The 16,694-nt window shown below is 69.6% G+C and carries 17 protein-coding genes and 1 pseudogene; 15 read left to right on the plus strand and 3 right to left on the minus strand.

All coding sequences use genetic code 11. The annotated features are described in order from the left end of the window. The first annotated feature begins 34 nt into the window (after nucleotides 1–34). The 3 genes from OG456_RS35745 (at nucleotide 35) to OG456_RS35755 (ending at nucleotide 2,591) form a co-directional block, all read left to right on the plus strand. Nucleotides 35–1,240: a Gfo/Idh/MocA family protein gene (locus tag OG456_RS35745; RefSeq protein WP_266568380.1), complete on the plus strand. Its 1,206-nt coding sequence runs from the start codon at nucleotides 35–37 to the stop codon at nucleotides 1,238–1,240. Between the two features lie 104 nt (nucleotides 1,241–1,344). Next, a complete protein-coding gene (locus tag OG456_RS35750; RefSeq protein ID WP_266568382.1) occupies nucleotides 1,345–1,980 on the plus strand; it encodes an LAETG motif-containing sortase-dependent surface protein in 636 nt (211 codons plus the stop codon). Nucleotides 1,981–2,051: 71 nt separating this feature from the next. After that, on the plus strand, nucleotides 2,052–2,591 hold the full coding sequence (locus OG456_RS35755; protein WP_266568384.1) for a 2'-5' RNA ligase family protein: 540 nt from the start codon (nucleotides 2,052–2,054) through the stop codon (nucleotides 2,589–2,591). A gap of 4 nt (nucleotides 2,592–2,595) precedes the next feature. Here the strand turns inward: OG456_RS35755 and OG456_RS35760 are convergent, their stop codons facing one another. Next, nucleotides 2,596–2,904 (minus strand): zinc-ribbon domain-containing protein, encoded by a 309-nt coding sequence (locus OG456_RS35760; protein WP_266568386.1) that lies wholly within the window; start codon nucleotides 2,902–2,904, stop codon nucleotides 2,596–2,598. A 272-nt stretch (nucleotides 2,905–3,176) separates the two neighbouring features. Here OG456_RS35760 and OG456_RS35765 point away from each other — a divergent pair, with 272 nt between their 5' ends. The 10 genes from OG456_RS35765 to OG456_RS35810 all read left to right on the plus strand — a co-directional run bounded on the left by OG456_RS35765 (nucleotide 3,177) and on the right by OG456_RS35810 (nucleotide 13,368). Continuing rightward, on the plus strand, nucleotides 3,177–3,326 hold the full coding sequence (locus tag OG456_RS35765) for a hypothetical protein (protein ID WP_165914302.1): 150 nt from the start codon (nucleotides 3,177–3,179) through the stop codon (nucleotides 3,324–3,326). A gap of 104 nt (nucleotides 3,327–3,430) precedes the next feature. Beyond that, nucleotides 3,431–4,846: a phenylacetate--CoA ligase family protein gene (locus OG456_RS35770; protein ID WP_266568388.1), complete on the plus strand. Its 1,416-nt coding sequence runs from the start codon at nucleotides 3,431–3,433 to the stop codon at nucleotides 4,844–4,846. Continuing rightward, entirely contained in the window at nucleotides 4,843–5,736 is an 894-nt protein-coding gene (locus OG456_RS35775) for a hypothetical protein (protein WP_266568390.1), read from the plus strand. The genes OG456_RS35770 and OG456_RS35775 overlap by 4 nt, the downstream gene beginning before the upstream one ends. A gap of 238 nt (nucleotides 5,737–5,974) precedes the next feature. Then, nucleotides 5,975–6,922 (plus strand): ABC transporter substrate-binding protein, encoded by a 948-nt coding sequence (locus OG456_RS35780; RefSeq protein ID WP_266568392.1) that lies wholly within the window; start codon nucleotides 5,975–5,977, stop codon nucleotides 6,920–6,922. A gap of 2 nt (nucleotides 6,923–6,924) precedes the next feature. Beyond that, entirely contained in the window at nucleotides 6,925–7,890 is a 966-nt protein-coding gene (locus tag OG456_RS35785; protein WP_266568394.1) for an amino acid ABC transporter permease, read from the plus strand. Between the two features lie 8 nt (nucleotides 7,891–7,898). After that, nucleotides 7,899–8,651, plus strand: coding sequence for an amino acid ABC transporter ATP-binding protein (locus tag OG456_RS35790; RefSeq protein ID WP_266569537.1), 753 nt, complete (start codon nucleotides 7,899–7,901; stop codon nucleotides 8,649–8,651). Then, the gene (locus OG456_RS35795; RefSeq protein ID WP_266568396.1) at nucleotides 8,648–9,862 is read left to right on the plus strand and encodes a M20 family metallopeptidase; all 1,215 of its coding nucleotides are present in this window, start codon (nucleotides 8,648–8,650) and stop codon (nucleotides 9,860–9,862) included. Before OG456_RS35790 ends, OG456_RS35795 begins: the two co-directional genes overlap by 4 nt. Before the next feature lie 165 nt (nucleotides 9,863–10,027). Then, nucleotides 10,028–10,900: a MurR/RpiR family transcriptional regulator gene (locus tag OG456_RS35800; RefSeq protein ID WP_266568398.1), complete on the plus strand. Its 873-nt coding sequence runs from the start codon at nucleotides 10,028–10,030 to the stop codon at nucleotides 10,898–10,900. 176 nt (nucleotides 10,901–11,076) lie between these two features. Further along, nucleotides 11,077–12,513: a hydrolase gene (locus tag OG456_RS35805; protein ID WP_266568400.1), complete on the plus strand. Its 1,437-nt coding sequence runs from the start codon at nucleotides 11,077–11,079 to the stop codon at nucleotides 12,511–12,513. A 66-nt stretch (nucleotides 12,514–12,579) separates the two neighbouring features. After that, a complete protein-coding gene (locus OG456_RS35810; protein ID WP_266568402.1) occupies nucleotides 12,580–13,368 on the plus strand; it encodes an SAM-dependent methyltransferase in 789 nt (262 codons plus the stop codon). Between the two features lie 252 nt (nucleotides 13,369–13,620). On the opposite strand, the pseudogene tnpA reads toward OG456_RS35810, so the two are convergent. Beyond that, a pseudogene (tnpA, locus tag OG456_RS35815) lies at nucleotides 13,621–13,973 on the minus strand (IS200/IS605 family transposase). A gap of 73 nt (nucleotides 13,974–14,046) precedes the next feature. Here tnpA and OG456_RS35820 point away from each other — a divergent pair. Both OG456_RS35820 and OG456_RS35825 read left to right on the plus strand, forming a co-directional pair. Beyond that, complete coding sequence (locus tag OG456_RS35820; protein WP_266568404.1) at nucleotides 14,047–15,315, plus strand: transposase; 1,269 nt, start codon at nucleotides 14,047–14,049, stop codon at nucleotides 15,313–15,315. A gap of 50 nt (nucleotides 15,316–15,365) precedes the next feature. Further along, the gene (locus tag OG456_RS35825; RefSeq protein ID WP_323136418.1) at nucleotides 15,366–15,794 is read left to right on the plus strand and encodes a hypothetical protein; all 429 of its coding nucleotides are present in this window, start codon (nucleotides 15,366–15,368) and stop codon (nucleotides 15,792–15,794) included. Nucleotides 15,795–15,908: 114 nt separating this feature from the next. Here the strand turns inward: OG456_RS35825 and OG456_RS35830 are convergent, their stop codons facing one another. Beyond that, nucleotides 15,909–16,589, minus strand: a complete 681-nt coding sequence (locus OG456_RS35830; protein ID WP_266568408.1) for a GntR family transcriptional regulator — start codon at nucleotides 16,587–16,589, stop codon at nucleotides 15,909–15,911. Between the last annotated feature and the right edge of the window lie 105 nt (nucleotides 16,590–16,694).

Consider the following 16,694-nt stretch of genomic DNA (forward strand, 5'->3'; position numbering starts at 1 on the left):
AGTTCAGTGAAGTTCAGTCTGTGAAGGGATCCTCATGACGTTCTCCATCGGCATCGTCGGCGCCGGGCAGTTCTCCGGGCAGTTCGCCAAGCTGTTCCGCGCCCACCCCGGTGTCGGCGACATCCACGTCACGGACCTGCTGCCGGAGCGCGCCGAACAGCTCGTCGCCGCCGAGCGGCTCACCGGCACCTTCCCCTCGTTCGACGCCATGCTGGAGTCCGACGCGGTCGACGCCGTGGCGGTCTTCACCCAGCGCTGGACCCACGGCCCGCTCGTCCTGCAGGCGTTGCGCGCCGGGAAGCACGTGTACTCGGCGGTGCCGATGGCGATCACCGAGGACGAGATCGCCGCCATCATCGACGCCGTGCGCGACACGGGGCTGACGTACATGATGGGCGAGACCAGCCAGTACAACCCGGCGACCGTGCACGCCCGCAACCAGATCGCCGACGGCGCCTTCGGCCGGCTCTTCTACGCCGAGGGCGACTACGTCCACGACATGGACCTCGGCTTCTACGACGCCTACCGGTACAGCGGCGGCGACAACTGGAAGGCCACCGCCAGCTATCCGCCCCTGCTCTACCCGACGCACTCCGTCGGCGGTGTGCTCGGCGCCTGGCAGACCCACGCCGTGAGCGTCTCCGCGATCGGTGTGCCCGACGAGCGCGGTGACGGGGTCTTCGACAAGGAGGTCAGCCAGTTCGGCAACGACCTGTCGAACGCGACGGCGCTCTTCGAGGTCGCGGGCGGCGGCTCGTTCCGTACGAACGAGTTCCGCAGGGTCGGCTATCCGTCCCACATCCGCGAATCACGGTTCCGGTTCTTCGGCACCGACGCCAGCATGGAGCAGCTGGCCACGGTCAGCTTCTGGCAGGACAAGAAGGGGGTTCAGGACATCTCGGAACTCCTCCAGCCCAAGCCGACGCTGCCGGCCGACGACCCCTCGCTCCAGCACATCGCGCCCGCCCTCAGGGACGCGTTCACCTCCGGCTCGGCGCCCGTCCACGACCGCGCCCGGCTGCCCCGCGAGTTCGACCACATGCCCAACGGCCACGAGGGAAGCCACCACTTCCTCGTCGACGACTTCGTCACCGCCGTCGCCACGAGGACCCTGCCGTCGGTGAACGCGTGGGTGGCCGCCCGCTACACCCTGCCCGGCATCGTCGCCCACGAGTCGGCCCTGCGCGGGGGTGCACGTCTGGACATCCCGGACTTCGGGGACGCTCCCAACTCCCTCTGAGCCAGGGACGCGTGGGGAAGGGGGAGGCGGTTGTGAACCCCGGACGCGCCAGAGGTAGGGTGCGCGCACTGTCATACGGGGCGAACATCGCGGAGGACAATTCTGTGGTTGAGAACAAGAAGACGTGGCGGACGTCGGGCGCCCTCATAGCGGCCGCCACTGCGGGTGCGTTCGGCGTGGGGCTCTTCGCGAGCCCCGCGCAGGCGCACACCCCCGTGTGGGAGCTGACCTGCTCCCAGGTCAGCCTCGACCTGACCAACTACGGGTCGAAGGCCGACAACACGGTGACTGTCACGGTGGACGGAAAGGACCTGCTGCCCACCACCACGTTCCAGAACGATTTCCACAAGAAGCTGGACCTGCCCGAGCACAGCAAGGAACTCCAGGTCCGCCTGGTCGTGAAGGCGGCCGACGGCGACCAGTACTCGCGTGACGAGACGAAGACGGCCCCGGTGTGCGAGGGCAGCACGCCCAAGCCGTCGGACACGCCGAAGCCGACTCCGACGCCGTCCAAGCCGGCCGACACGGCGTCTCCCACGCCGAGCGACAAGCCCAGCACGGCGACGAGCTCCGCTGCCGCGGTGCCCTCGTCCAAGCCGAGCGCCGACTCGGGCGACCTCGCCGAGACGGGCTCGTCCAGCGCCACGCCGCTCATCGGCGGGGCGGCCGCCGTGGTGATCCTCGCGGGTGGCGGCCTCGTGTGGGCGACGCGCAAGCGCCGCAGCGCCGCTCAGGGCTGAGAACATGTGCGGGGGCGGGCCGTTCCTGGTCCGCCCCCGCACGCATGTCCCAGCACGGAGGTGAGGTGGCCATGACGGCCGTCGGAGAGGGCAGCGCCCCGGAGGACCGGAGCGCGCTGGTCATCACCCTGCCCATGGCGAACCCGCTGCTCGCAGCCGCGGCGGAGATCAACCCCGCGCTCGTGAGAAAGGGCCTGCCGGCCCATGTCTCGCTGCTCTACCCGTTCCTGCCCGCGGCAGAGCTGACGGCGGACGTCGACGCCGAGGTGCGCGACCTCGCGGCGTCACTGCCCGCGGTCCAGACGGATCTGAAGGACTTCGTGGCGGCTCCGCGCTTCGTCGCCGTCCCCGTACCCGCGCTGCAGCCCGTGGCCGACGCGTTCTGCGCACGCTGGCCGCACATCGCCCCGTACGGCGGCCGGTTCGGGGAGCGTCCCGAGCCGCATGTCACGCTGGCGACGGGGGCCACGGACGAGGAGGCGGAGCTCGTGCGGGACCGGGTGCGGCCGCTGCTCCCGCTGCGCGTGGCGGCCTGGCGCGTCGATCTCGTGGTCCGCACCGACGGGGACTGGCGGCTGCGCCTCACGGCGCCGTTCGCCGCCAGCCCCTGAACGACTACTGCTGGTACGGGTTCTGGCCGAGCGGCTGGCCCGGCTGCTGCTGGCCCTGCGCCGGGTAACCGGCGGGCGCGGCGGCCTGCGCGAGCAGCGCCTCCGCCTGCTCCTTGGCGAGCTGGTGCTCGATCCCGCAGAACGTGCACTGCGAGCGGTACTTGGTGGAGATGGGGAACAGCGGCACGAAGAACAGCGTGAACTTCGTGACGTACTTGCGCAGCGCGTGCGCCGCGGGATTGCCGCAGTTGCCACAGACGAACGTGAGCATCGCGAGCTGGTACAGATATCCCCGCGTACCGAAAATGATCATTGGTGGCCCCTCCCGACCGGCGGCCCGCCGGCACATGAGCGGCGGTATGGCGCCATCGTAGAGGGAGCACACCGAGGCCGGTCGGGCGCAGTGGCCCTCAGGAGCCCGGGTAGCCGTGCCTCGTCGTGCTGCTCCGTGTATGACCGTGAGCGGCGCCGGAACGCATCGCGTGAATGCGGGAGCCGCCGGACGCAGGACGAACTCGTCCGATTGCATGTTTCGGTGCGGACAACGGATCGCCTGACGCGTTCTTGACAGGAGAGTTTGCCGCAATGAGCATCGTTGTGCTTTCACCAGCCGGTGAAGGCCATCCGAACGATGGAGGGGGTTTACGAATGTCCGCGATCGTTTCCACGCTCAAGCACACCAAGTACGTCATGGGTTCGCTGGCGGCGGTGCTCTTCACCAACTGTCCCAGCTGACGCGGTGACGGGGCGGGCGGCGACGGCCGCCCGCCCCGTCTCTTTGCCCCGTTTCAGGGGGCACGGTTCACGGTGTGGGATGTGTCGGAGGCGGGGGAGGAACCATGTTCGACGCGGGGATCCGGCAGTTCCGAATGGCGCTGGCGATGGTGCTCGGCCGTCCCATCGACGTACGGTCCGCCGAGCGGCTGGTCGAGGACGCCCTGGCGACGATCGCCGAGTTCGGCTCGCCGGGAGAGGACGTCGAGCAACTCCTGCGGGGCGCGGCCGCCGATCCGCAACTGCGCGCCGACCTGACGAACAAGGCCCTGCGCCGCACGGCCGGGCGACTGGCCGACAAGTCACTTTTCTATGCCGAGCACTTCGAGGCCGCGGGCGTGGACCCCGCCACGCTGACCGTCGACACCATGGGCCGCGTCCCCGTCACCACGAAGACGGACCTCGTCAAGCGGTCCCGTGACTTTCTGTGCGGTGAGCCGTTCCTCGCCTCGCGCACCACCGGCACGACGGGCCGCCCCGCCGAGGTCTGGTACTCCCGCTACGAGGAGCGGCTGTGGCCCGCTCTGGTGGCTCTCTCGCAGGTCCTGCGCGGCAATGTGCGCACCACGGACCTCGTCCAGTTCAACATCAGCTCCCGCGCCACCGGCACCGCGTACGCGGAGATGCAGGTGGCCCGCATGGCCGGGGCAGCGATCCGCATGGTCGGCCTGGTGCCCCCCGACGAGACCCTCGACCTCACCGTCGGCACCGACGCCCCCGCCCCGACCCTGATGGTCACGTACCCGAGCTACCTGGGCCAGTTGGTCATCCTCGCGCGTGAACGCGGCCTCGGCCCCGCCGACTTCCGGCTGCGGCGCATCAACGTGGGAAGCGAAGTCCTGTCGCCCGCCCTGGCCTCGGCCGCCGAGGAGACCTTCGGCGCCCCGGTCCACGACGGCTACGGCATGACCGAGGTGACTCCGGTCGCGGGCGCGATCTGCGCGCAGCGGCATCTGCACATCGACGCCGGGATCGGCCTCGTCGAGGTGTGTGACCTGGAGACCGGGGAGCCGGCCGAGCCCGGTGCGCTCGGCACCATCGTCGCCACCCCGTTCTACCCGTACCGGGAGTGCATGCCGCTCTTCCGCTACGACACCCGCGATCTTGTGCGGCGCCTGCCCGACGCGCCCCTCACCTGCGAGATGGCGAACGTCCCGGCCACCTCGCACATCCTCGGCAAGGCCGACCACGTGCTGAGCACCCACGCCGGGGCCGTGATGCCGCGCGACATCATCGAGGTCCTCGACGCGCTGCCGGGCGCCCGGTGGCCCATGCGCTACCGGACCGACGTCACCGACGGCCGGCTACGGCTCGAACTCGCCGCCGCGTGCGCCGCGGACAACAGTCCGGCCGACATCGCCGGCCGCCTCGCCGCGGCAGGCATCGACGCGACCGTCGCCCTCACCGACGCCGAGGGACACCAACTGCGGCGGTACCGCTGCGACTTGGTCGAGCACAGCTTCGCCGGGAGGGCCTCGTGAGCGCCGCACAGTCCGTGTTCTTCACCCTCGTCACGCTGGGCATCGCCCTGGGCGTCTCGCTCGCGGGCGTCGCGTACTTCCGGCTCGTCACCCTGCCGAGACCGGCAGTCGGCGCCTTCAACGGCAACGACATGGTCATCATGATGGGCTTCGTGATCGCCCTGCCGTTCCTCTACCTGGCCCTGCCCGGCGCGCTCCTGCCGCCCGTCCTCGGCCTCACCCTGGCGGGCGGCCTCGCCGTCGCCTACGGACCCGTGGTCCGAAGCGCCCGGCTCCGGTGGCTCCTCATCGCCGCGCTCCTCGCGGCCGACTGGTTCGCCGCGCGCACCGCCGAACACGACCCGACCCATGCGCTGCCGTACTGGCTGATCAACAGCACCGTCATCATGCTGATGGCGGTCGGCGCCGCCAACCTCAACGCCCAGGGCGGTCTCCGCCTGCGGCACGTCGCCCGGTTCGCGCTCGCCCTCGCCGCGTACGACCTATTCTTCGCCACCGCCGTGCCCATCACCCAGCGGCTCTTCGACGCCGTGCAGGGCTACGCCTTCGCGCCCTCCGCGGGCCTGCGCGTCGGAGACCTCGGCGCGGTGCTCGGCATGGGTGACCTCCTCGTGTACGCCCTCTACAGCACCGTCGCGTACAAGGCCTACGGGCGGTCCGGTCTCGCCACCGCTCTCGGCCTCGTCGCCGTGTTCGGTGCGCTGCTGCCGACCCTCACGCCGGTCACGGTCGAGGCGCTCACCGGGCATCTCCCCGAGATCGTGCCCGCGCAGATCTTCTTCGGGCCCGCCGCGTTCGTCGGTCATCTGGTGCTGCGGCGGCGTGGACCCGAGCGCCGCATGGCGGACGTTCGTCCGCCCGCTCCGGTGCCGGCCTCCGTGGCCGCGTAGAGCACCGTCAGACCTGCACGCCCGGCATGCCGGCCTCGACGACGAGGTCCGCCCGGGTACTGAGGGGCGCGTCGGGCCTCGTATCTGCCGACGAGACACGGAACAGACGCCTGCCCGAGCGCGAGCCAAGTATGTAACGTCTATTACATCTAGCCACAGCGAACATTGATGTGTAACTTCTGAGACGTCGGCGGAGGTGATTCCGCGCGCTTCGGACATCCGAGAGGGAACGACGTTGATGTACATCTCTGTGCCCCGCCGCGGGGCTACTGCCGTGCTGGCCTGCACGGCTCTGGTGGTGGTCTCCGGCTGCGGCGCGAGCGGCTCCGGCGGAGCTGAGCCGGCGTCCCGTGACAGGATCGCCGGGGTCACGGTCACGCGAGACGTGGCACTGCACGAGGCCCTGCCCGAGCGGATCAAGAAGGTGGGCACCGTGCGCGTGGCCACGGACGTCCCCTACCCGCCGTTCGCGATGTTCGTCACCGAGGGGAAGAGCGAACTGACCGGCCTGGACTACGACCTCGGCCAGGCCCTGGGCGCGAAGCTCGGCGTCAGGTTCGCCTTCACCCCGACGAAGTTCGACGGCATCGTGCCCGCCCTCCAGGCCGGCAAGTTCGACGCCGCGATGTCGGCCCTGACCGACAACAAGGAGCGGCAGAAGGTCGTCGACTTCGTCGACTACTCGCGTTCCGGCTCGGGCATCCTGGTGACCGAGGGCAACCCGGCGAAGATCAGTACGCTGGAAGACCTCTGCGGCAGGAAGGTCGGCGTCCAGGCGGCGACCAACCAGTACAAGCTGCTCGAGGCCCACCAGGCCGCGTGCCGGGCGGCCGGCCGGAAGGCGGCCGACATCCAGACCTTCCCCAAGGACTCGGACGCCCAACTCGCCCTGCGCTCGGGCAAGGTGACGGCCGAGGTCGTCACCAAACCCGCCGCCGGATGGTCGGCCAAGACCGCCGACGGCGGCAAGGCCTTCGACCTGGCCGAGGACCCCAAGGCGCCGGCAGGCTACCGCGCCTCACCCAACGGCATCGCGGTCTCCAGACAACTTCCGCAACTGACCGACGCGATCCGGCGGGCGCTCCAGGCCCTGATCGACGACGGCACCCTCACCAAGATCTGCGACAAGTACGGCGTCGCCTCCATCGCCGTGAAGGAAGCCACCAAGAACGCGGCGGTGGACTAGAGATGGCAACCACCACCCCCATGGGGACGCCGCGCACGGGCGAGACCCCCGCATCCGACGCCTTCGAGATCGTCCCCGTCCGCCACTGGGGCCGCTGGATCTCCGCGGTGGCCGCGGTCGCCGCGCTGGCCGGCCTCGTCGGCTCGCTCGCGAAGAACGGCAACCTGCACTGGGACGTCGTCGGCCACTACCTGTTCGCCGGGCTGATCTTCGACGGTCTGGCCACCACGTTGTGGCTGACCGTCGCCGCGATGACCCTCGGCCTCGTCCTCGGCACCCTCGTTGCCGTCATGCGGCTCTCCGACGACCCGGTCCTGTATGGCCTTTCATCGCTGTTCGTCTGGCTCTTCCGTGGCACCCCACTGCTCGTACAGATCATCTTCTGGGGATACGCCGGAGCCCTCTACCAGCACGTGATGGTCGGCATCCCGTTCACCGGCGTCACCTTCTTCCAGGCCGACACCAACACCCTGCTCACCCCTGCCGTCGCCGCCCTGCTCGCGCTCGGCCTGAACGAGGCCGCGTATGCCTCCGAGATCGTCCGCGCAGGGATCCGGTCCGTCGACACCGGACAGACCGAGGCGGCCCACTCGCTCGGCATGCGCCCGGCGCTCACCATGCGACGGATCGTGCTGCCCCAGGCGATGCGGGTGATCATCCCGCCGCTGGGCAACGAGACGATCAACATGCTCAAGATGACCGCCCTCGTGTCGGTGATCGCGGCGCACGACCTCATGTCCAACATCCAGGACGTGTACGGGCAGAACTACCAGGTCATCCCCATGCTCGTGGTGGCGTCCCTGTGGTACCTGGCCCTGGTCAGCGTCCTGAGCGTCCCGCAGGCGTGGCTCGAACGCCGCTACGGGCGCGGCACGGCCCGCGGCGCTGCGGTCTCCCCACTGCGGCGCCTCTGCGCCGGATCCCTCACCGCCCTGCGCAGCCGCACACAGAAGGAGGCGGGCCGTTGAACGCGCCCATGGTGCACGCCGAGGGCGTGCGCAAACACTTCGGCAAGCTCCAGGTGCTCAAGGGCATCGACCTGACGGTCGAACGCGGCCAGGTGTGCTGCCTGTTGGGGCCCTCGGGGTCCGGCAAGTCCACGTTCCTGCGGTGCATCAACCATCTGGAGAAGATCGACGGCGGTCGCCTCTCCGTCGACGGCGAACCGGTCGGCCATCGTCCGCAGGGCACCCGCCTCCACGAGTTGCGTGAGCGCGAGGTCGCCGCCCGGCGGCGTGACATCGGCATGGTGTTCCAGCGGTTCAACCTCTTCCCGCACATGACGGCCCTGGAGAACGTCATGGAAGCCCCCGTCAAGGTCGCCGGCGCCGCCAGGGACCAGGCCCGCGACGAGGCGAGGGCCCTGCTGGACCAGGTGGGGCTCGCCGACCGGGAGGGCCACTACCCGGCCGAGCTCTCGGGCGGCCAGCAGCAGCGCGTCGCCATCGCCCGCGCCCTCGCCATGAAACCGAAGCTGATGCTGTTCGACGAACCGACGTCGGCGCTCGATCCCGAACTCGTCGGAGACGTCCTCGACGTCATGCGCCGGCTCGCGGACGACGGCATGACCATGGTCGTCGTCACGCACGAGATCGGCTTCGCCCGCGAAGTCGGTGACCTGGCCGTCTTCATGGACGAAGGTGTCGTCGTCGAATCCGGTGACCCCCGACGGGTCCTGGCCGCACCGGAGCAGGAGCGCACCCGCGCCTTCCTGTCGAAGGTCCTGTGAGCGCCCCGCCCCGTCAGCAGCCCCTCGACGAGGCGCTGCTGGCCCTGTCCCACGCACACCAGCCGCGGTACCTCGAAGACCTGGCCGAACTCGTCGCGATCGACTCCGGCTCGTACAGCTTCGACGGCGTCAACCGGGTCGCCGACCTGGTCCGGGCCCGTCTCGATCGTCTGGGCTTCTCCGTGGAACGCGTCCCGCTGCCGCCGACCCACGGACACCGCACCGGAGATGTGCTCATCGGGCGCAGACAAGGTCGCCTCGCCGTCGCCGACGGAGGCCGCAGACTCTTGCTCGCCGCGCACATGGACACCGTCTTCGACGACGGGACCGCTGCCGAACGCCCCTTCTCCCTCAGCGGATCCCTCGCCCACGGCCCCGGCGTCAGCGACGACAAGGGAGGCATGGTCGCAGGACTGGCCGCCCTCGAGATCCTCGCCCGGGCCGGCGTCGAGGACTACGCGGAACTCGTCTTCCTCGCCACGCCGGACGAGGAGATCGGCTCACCCGCCAGCAGACCGGTCACCCGGCGGGCCGCCGAGGGGGCGCACTACGCCCTCGCCCTCGAATGCGCCCGGGAGAACGGCGACCTGGTCATCGCCCGCAAGGGCGTGGCCGACTTCAGTCTCACCGTCACCGGCCGCGCCGCGCACGCGGGCATCGAACCCGAACGGGGAGCGAACGCGGCTCTGGCCGCCGCCCACCTCGTCATCGCGATCCAGGCGCTGAACGGCATGTGGGAGGGCGTCACCCTCAATGTCGGCGTCGTCCGCGCGGGCAGCCGCTTCAACATCGTCTGCCCCGAGGCGGAACTCCTCGTCGAGATCCGCTCGGCCAGTGACAGCGGCATGCGCCAGGCCACCGCCGCCATCGAGGAGGCCGCTGCGCGGCCTGTCGTCCCCGGCACCCGCGTCACCGTCGAGGGACTCGAATCCTGCCCCCCGATGGAGGACACCGACGCCTCCCGCCGGATGCTCGACCGGGCCAAGGCCATCGGCGTACGCCTGGGCCTGTCCTTCGGAGCCACGGCGACGGGCGGCGTGGGGGACGCCAACACCATCGCCAGCACAGGGGTCCCGACACTGGACGGCCTGGGACCGGTCGGCGGCGCCGACCACACCCCCGAGGAGTGGCTCGACGTCAGTACGGTCCCGGCCCGGGTCGCCCTGCTCGCCTCTCTCCTCGCCGACCTGGGCGACAGCCGCAGCGACTGATGCTGCCCCCGACGCTCCCGCACCGGTTCATCGCGCCGTTGCCCGGTGCGGGAGCACCCGTCGCGGTGCCGGGGCGCGGCGACGGCCGGGACCACAGCTCCGGAGATCGGCATTAGGCTCGGCCCGCGGGCCCACGCCCGCCGACGACCGAGGAAGGAATCCGCGATGGCCTCCGGCGCACTCGCCGACGTGATCCGGCACAAGCTGGGCGACCTCAGCCCTGCCGAGCGCAAGGTCGCCCGCGTCCTCCTGGCCAATTACCCCTCCGCCGGCTTCGAGACCGTCGCCGTCCTCGCCGAGCGGGCGGGCGTCAGCGCTCCGACCGTCATCCGCTTCGTCAACCGGCTCGGCTACCGCGGCTTCCCCGACTTCCAGACCGCCCTGCGCGAGGAACTCGACGAACGCAACGCGTCGCCCCTGTCCCTGTACGAAACCGCCGACCGCGCCCGCACCGACGAGGCGGCGGACGGCGACGTGTCCCTTCTCGGGCAGGGCAGCCGGCTGTTCAGCTCCGCCGTCGCCCAGACCCTCACCGAACTCCCGTCGCACGATCTGGAACACGCCGTCTCGCTCCTGGCCGACGGCAAGCGGCGCATCACGCTGGCCGGCGGCCGCTTCACCCATCTCCTCGCCCAGTACCTCGGACTGCACCTCATGCAGTTGCGCGGTGACATCCGGCTCCTGCCCGCGGGCGACGTCGAGCGGACCGCGGTGCTCGGCGCGCTCACCCGCCGCGACGTCCTGATCGTCTTCGACTACCGCCGTTACGAGCAGGACAAGGTCACCATGGCCCAACTCGCCCTGGAACAGGGCGCGAAGGTCATCCTGTTCACCGACAGATGGCTGTCCCCGGTCTCCACGCACGCCGAGGTCGTGCTGTCCAGCCTGGTCACGACGCCGTCGCCGTACGACAGCTTCGTGCCCACCCTCGCTGTGGTCGAGACCGTCGTCGCCGGAGTCGTCGCGGCCCTCGGAGACGACGCGCCCGCGCGCCTGCGGCACACCGAGGAGATCGCGCGGCGTATCGGCCTGCAGTGATGCGGGGCACCTGCCCGCGGTGACGCGGACGGTCGGCTCGCGGCGCCCTGTCGGGGCACGGTATTGCCATGTACTGTTCAATCACGCGTGGTCCTCCCCACTCACGGGCGACGTTCTACGCGCGCAGACTCAGCGCCCGCACCGCCTTCTCCCCACCCCTCACGGAGGTATGACGGATGCTCAGATCCACACGGAACCGCCGCCGCATCGCGTGTGCGGCGGGCGTGTTCGGGATGCTTCTCGCCGGTGTCACGGCCGGTTCGGCCGCCACCCCGGCCGCCGCCGCGACGCCCCACCGCGTGCTCTTCGACAACACCAAGGCCGAGACCGCCGGCAACGCCGACTGGATCATCGGCACCAGCCAGCCCGACCCGCTCGGCCAGGACGCGACCCCCTCGGCCGAGAACGACTGGACGGGCGCGCTCTCCGCATGGGGCGTGGGCCTTCAGAAGACCGGCGACTACGCGCTCAAGACGCTGCCGTCCGGCAACACCATCACGTACGGGACCTCGTCGGCCCTGGACCTCAAGAACTTCGACACGTTCGTGCTGCCCGAGCCGAACGTGCTGCTCAGCGCGGCGGAGAAGACCGCCGTCATGAAGTTCGTCCAGAACGGCGGCGGCCTCTTCCTCATCTCCGACCACACCGGCGCGGACCGCAACAACGACGGCATCGACGCGGTCGAGGTCATCAACGACCTCATGACCAACAACTCCGTCGACTCCACGGACCCGTTCGGCTTCTCCGTCGACACACTGAGCATCAGCACCGACAACCCGAAGGCCATCACCTCCACCACCGACCCCGTCATCAACGGGTCGTTCGGCAAGGTCGGCGGCAGCATCATCCGCAGCGGCACCACGGCCACGCTCAAGCCGGCCGACAACTCCTCGGTCAAGGGCCTCGTCTACCGCACCGGCTCCTCCGGCAACACGGGCGCCTTCTTCGCCACCAGCACGTTCGGCAGCGGCCGCGTCGCGTTCTGGGGCGACAGCTCCCCGATCGACGACGGCACGGGCCAGTCCGGCAACACGCTCTACGACGGCTGGAACGACCCGGCGGGCACGAACGCGCCCCTCGCCCTGAACGCCACCGAGTGGCTCTCCGGAGCCACCGGCAGCAGCGGGGGAGGCGGTGGCACCTGCACCGCCGCCCAGCTCCTCGGCAACCCGGGCTTCGAGTCGGGCAGCACCACCTGGACCGCCTCCAGCGGCGTCATCACCAACGACACCGCCGAACCCGCGCGCACCGGCACCTACAAGGCCTGGATGAACGGTTACGGCTCCGCCCACACCGACACCCTGTCGCAGACGGTGAACATCCCGACCGGCTGCGCGGCCACCCTCAGCCTCTACCTCCACATCGACACGGCCGAGACCACCACCACTACGGCGTACGACACCCTCAAGGTGCAGGTACTCAACAGCGGCGGCACGGTCCTGTCGACGCTCGGCACGTACTCCAACCTCGACGCGGCCTCGGGCTACGCGCTCAAGACGTTCAACCTGGGCGCGTACGCGGGGCAGCCGGTGACCGTGAAACTGACCGGCACGGAAGGGTCCACCCTCCAGACGTCGTTCGTCGTCGACGACACATCGGTCAGTGTGAGCTGACCGACCGCAGGACGCCCGCCAACCATCCGTACTGACAGGCGAGTTGCTGTGGCAGACTGCGTGGCCATGACGGCAGAGACACCACTCACCCCCCGGATAGACACCAGCAAGCCCCACCCGGCCCGTGTCTACGACTATCTCCTCGGCGGCAAGGACAACTACCCCGTCGACGAGGAGGTGGGGGAGCAACTGCCTCCCCAGGCGCGGGACGCGGCGCGCCAGAACCGTGAGTTCATGCACCGCGCCGTCGCGTGGCTGGCGGGCACCGGCGTCGACCAGTTCCTCGACATCGGCACCGGGATCCCGACCGCGCCGAACCTGCACCAGATCGTCCAGGGGATCCGTTCCGAGTCGCGCGTCGTCTACACGGACAACGACCCCATCGTGCTGCGGCATGCCGAGGCCCTGCTCGTCAGCAGTCCCGAGGGCATGACCGACTACGTCCAGGGGGATGTGCGCGCGCCCCGGGAGATCCTCGATCACGCCCGCAAGCTGCTCGACTTCGACCGGCCGATCGCGCTCTCGCTCATCGCGCTCATGCACTTCCTGCCCGGGGAGCAGGAGCCGTACGACATCGTCTCCACCCTGGTGGAAGCGCTGCCCTCCGGCAGTTATCTCGTGCTGTCGCACGCGTCGTCCGACATCTTCCCGGAGCTTTCCGCGCAGGTGACGGCCGAGTACGCGAAGGGCGGGATCGAGCTCGGGTTCCGTTCGCGCGACGGGGTCGGCCGCTTCTTCGAGGGGCTCGAAGTCGTGGAGCCGGGCCTGGTGACGGCGACGGAGTGGTTCCGGGGAACGGTGGCCCCGCGCGCGGAGGACGGAGGAATCTACGCCGTGGTGGCGCGCAAGCCGTAGGCGCGTCACGGTGGACACCGGTGCAGCGCCCGGCGGGAGTGACCTCCCGACGGGCGCTGCATTTATTGTTCGCGCATGGCAGTGAATGTGGAGAATAAAGGGGAGTTGCTCAACACCCTGCGCGAGCGGCTGAAGGGGCGGATCTACATCTGACCTTGCGCAGTGCTCCCCCGTTCACGGGGGAGGTGAAGGCATTTCGGTGCTGTTCTGGCCTTAGCTGTGAGCATGGATCTGCGCTGTTCGCCGGCCTGGTCATGAGGGGCGCTGCTGGTTCTCGATGTACTGGCGTACGGCGGTCAGCGGTGCTCCGCCGCAGCTTCCGGCGAAGTATGAGCCGGACCAGAAGTGGCCGCCCCATAGGTGCGGGCGGACGTGCGCGTCGTATTCCTTGCGCAGGTACCTGGAGGAGACTCCTTTGAGGGAGTTGACCAGCTTGGAGAGCTGAACCTTAGGGGGTAGTGCACCAACAGGTGCACGTGGTCTTCCTCGCCGTTGAACTGCTTCAGCTCGGCCTCGAAGTCCTCGCAGACCTCCCGCATGATCTCCTCGCACCGCGTCAACATGGGGTCTGTGAGTGCCCTGTGCCGGGACTTGGTGACAAACACCAAAGGATAGAGTGTTCACGTGTGTAGTGAACTCGCAGGAGAGAAGCGGCAGTTCGGGCATCGTGCTCGGCTTGTGCTGACGCCTGCACAGATCCGGCTCATGGACGGCCAGGCGCACGCGGCCCGCACCATGTGGAACTGCCTGCACGACTGGTGGACGATGCTCCCCAAGGGGCAGCGTTCCCTGGCTGCGGCCGATGCGGCGATCCGCCAGGCCCGTAAGGAGATCGACTGGCTCGGTGTGCTCCCCGCCCAGGCCGGGCAGGCGGTGCTGAAGACGTACTTTCAGGCGTGGAAGAACTGCTGGGACGGCCGTGCGGAGGCGCCGAACTTCAAGGCCCGTTTGCGCACGGTGATGTCGGTGGATATCCCGCAGGGGCGGGACTTGAACATCCGCCGTGTGCACCGCCGTTGGGGCATGGTCAATATCCCCAAGATCGGCCGGGTCCGGTTCCGCTGGACCAGGAACCTGCCCGTGGGAAAACATGCCGACAACGACAACCGGATCACCGGGGCGCGGCTGGTCAAGGACGCGCTCGGCTGGCATATCACCTTCCGCGTCCAGACGCTTGAGGCCAAGCCTGAGCCCCACCAGGGGCCGGAGATCGGGATCGACGCCGGAGTCAACCTGCCCCTGGCCCTGTCGGACGGCAATCACCAGGACCACGCACGACCGCCCCGTCTCCCCGATGGGAAGGCCGACCGCGACAAGTGGCTGAACCCGCGGGAGAAGGCCAAGCTGCTTGGCCTGGAACGACGCGCTGCCCAGCGTAAGCAGCACTGGGGGCGCGGAGAGAAGACTTCTCGCCGCTTGCAACACACCTATGACCAGATCAAGCAGCTCCGCGCAAAAGCCACGCGCCGTGCCGTTGACTGGCAGCACAAGACCACGACCAGCATCGCCAGGCAGTACGGCACGGTCGTGGTGGAACAGCTCAACATCACGAGCATGGTCAAGTCCGCGAGGGGCACCGTCGAGGAACCCGGGAAGAACGTCGCGCAGAAGTCCGGCCTGAACCGCTCCATCAGCCAGGAGGCATGGGGCCGCACCGTGACCATGCTGACGTACAAGACCGGCCGCCACGGCGGCACCCTCGTCAAGGTCCCCGCCCCTGGCACCTCCCTGCGCTGTTCAGCCTGTGGGTTGACCACAGCGGGCAGCAGGGAGGACCAGGCCACGTTCGTGTGCAAGAACCCAGACTGCGACTGGTCCGGCAACGCCGACTGGAACGCAGCACGGAACATCTTGCACCTGTACCGGATCGGCCTCGTGGCGATCCCGGCTGCCGGGAGGGCAGTCGTCAGGCGCACCCGTGGCGCCAAGCCCGCCACCGCAAGGTAGGCAGGAATCTCCCTCGTTTGCGAGGGAGAGCACTTCAAGCCGCGATCACGATGCTCGCGGTGGTCGTGGGACTCGCGCAGAACCCGCACACCGGGCACTGGACCGCTGCCGCCTATGTGACGGGAACCGCGGTCGGCCTGTGGCTGGCCACGCTGGTGGCGGACGTGCAGTCGCACCGCGTCGTGCACAAGCGGTTTCCGGAGCGCGCCGAGGCGCGTCACATGCTGTACGTCAGCAGCCCTCTCCTGTCGTCCGCGGCCGGCCCGCTGGTGATGGACGCGCTGTCCGCGACAGGCGCCCTCGACCTCGACACCGCTCTGTGGATCGCGGCCGGTGTGGGCGTCGCCGGCCTCGCTGCCTGGGGCTTCGAGGGTGGCCGCCGGATGGGCGGCGGGCTGCTCGCGTCGAGCCTGGCGGCCGTGGTCGACGCCGTGATCGGGGTCGGCGTGGTGGGGGTGAAGCTCCTCGCGGGACACTGACCGCCCGCGCCTTCTGAGTCCTTCCAAGTGGCGCGATGGCCAACTCATGCGCGCCGCCGCCGCGTTCGAGCGGGTGGCGCCGTGGGCCGACCGGTGGGCGGCCGGCCCCGCGGCTCAGTAGGTGTCGGGCGCGTCGAACAGGAGGCGCAGCGCCACCTCCCTGTAGTGGCGCACATGCCGGAGCGCGCACGCGGCCGCCGCCTCGGGGTCGGCCGCGGCGATCGTCTCGTAGAGACGTCGGTGCTCCTCCCACACCGACGTGGGGTCGTCGATCTGATGGAACAGCCAGCGCAGCCGGCCCTCCAGGGGTTCGAGGGTCGCGGCGAGGAGTTCGTTGCCCGCCATCTCGACGATGTGGTGGTGGAACGCCGTGTTGGCGCGCGACACGCGCTCGGGGCGACCGGCGAGCGTTGCCTTGCGGGCGCTCTCCAACAGGCGCTGCATCTGCCGGAGTTGAACATCGTCCGCGTTCTCCGCCGCGCGGCGCGCCGCGAGGACCTCAAGTGCCTCGCGCAGGTCGAAGAGGTTCGCCACGTCCTGGCGTGACAGCTCCTTGACGACGATGCGCCGCGGGGACAGGGCCTGGAGGAACCCCTCGCTCATCAGGATGCGGATGGCCTCGCGCACCGGGATGCGGGAGACGCCGAACTCCTCGGCCACGTCCCGCTCGACGAGGCGGTCGCCCGGCTTGAGCCTGCCGCCGATGATCTGGTCGCGGATCCCCTCGCAGACCTGGTCGCGCAGCCACCCCGTCCCGGTCGGGGACGTGGTGTCCCGGGTCTGGCCCTCTGTCATGTGTCCTCCCCGAAAAGTTGCACTTACGGTATACCAAACGCTTGACGAGGCCCTGGGGTTCCCTTCATTGTTTGGTATGCCATAGCGCGGAAGTTGCACGTCAGC

This window comes from Streptomyces sp. NBC_01446 (assembly GCF_026340095.1).
Taxonomy (GTDB): Bacteria; Actinomycetota; Actinomycetes; order Streptomycetales; family Streptomycetaceae; genus Streptomyces; species Streptomyces aureus.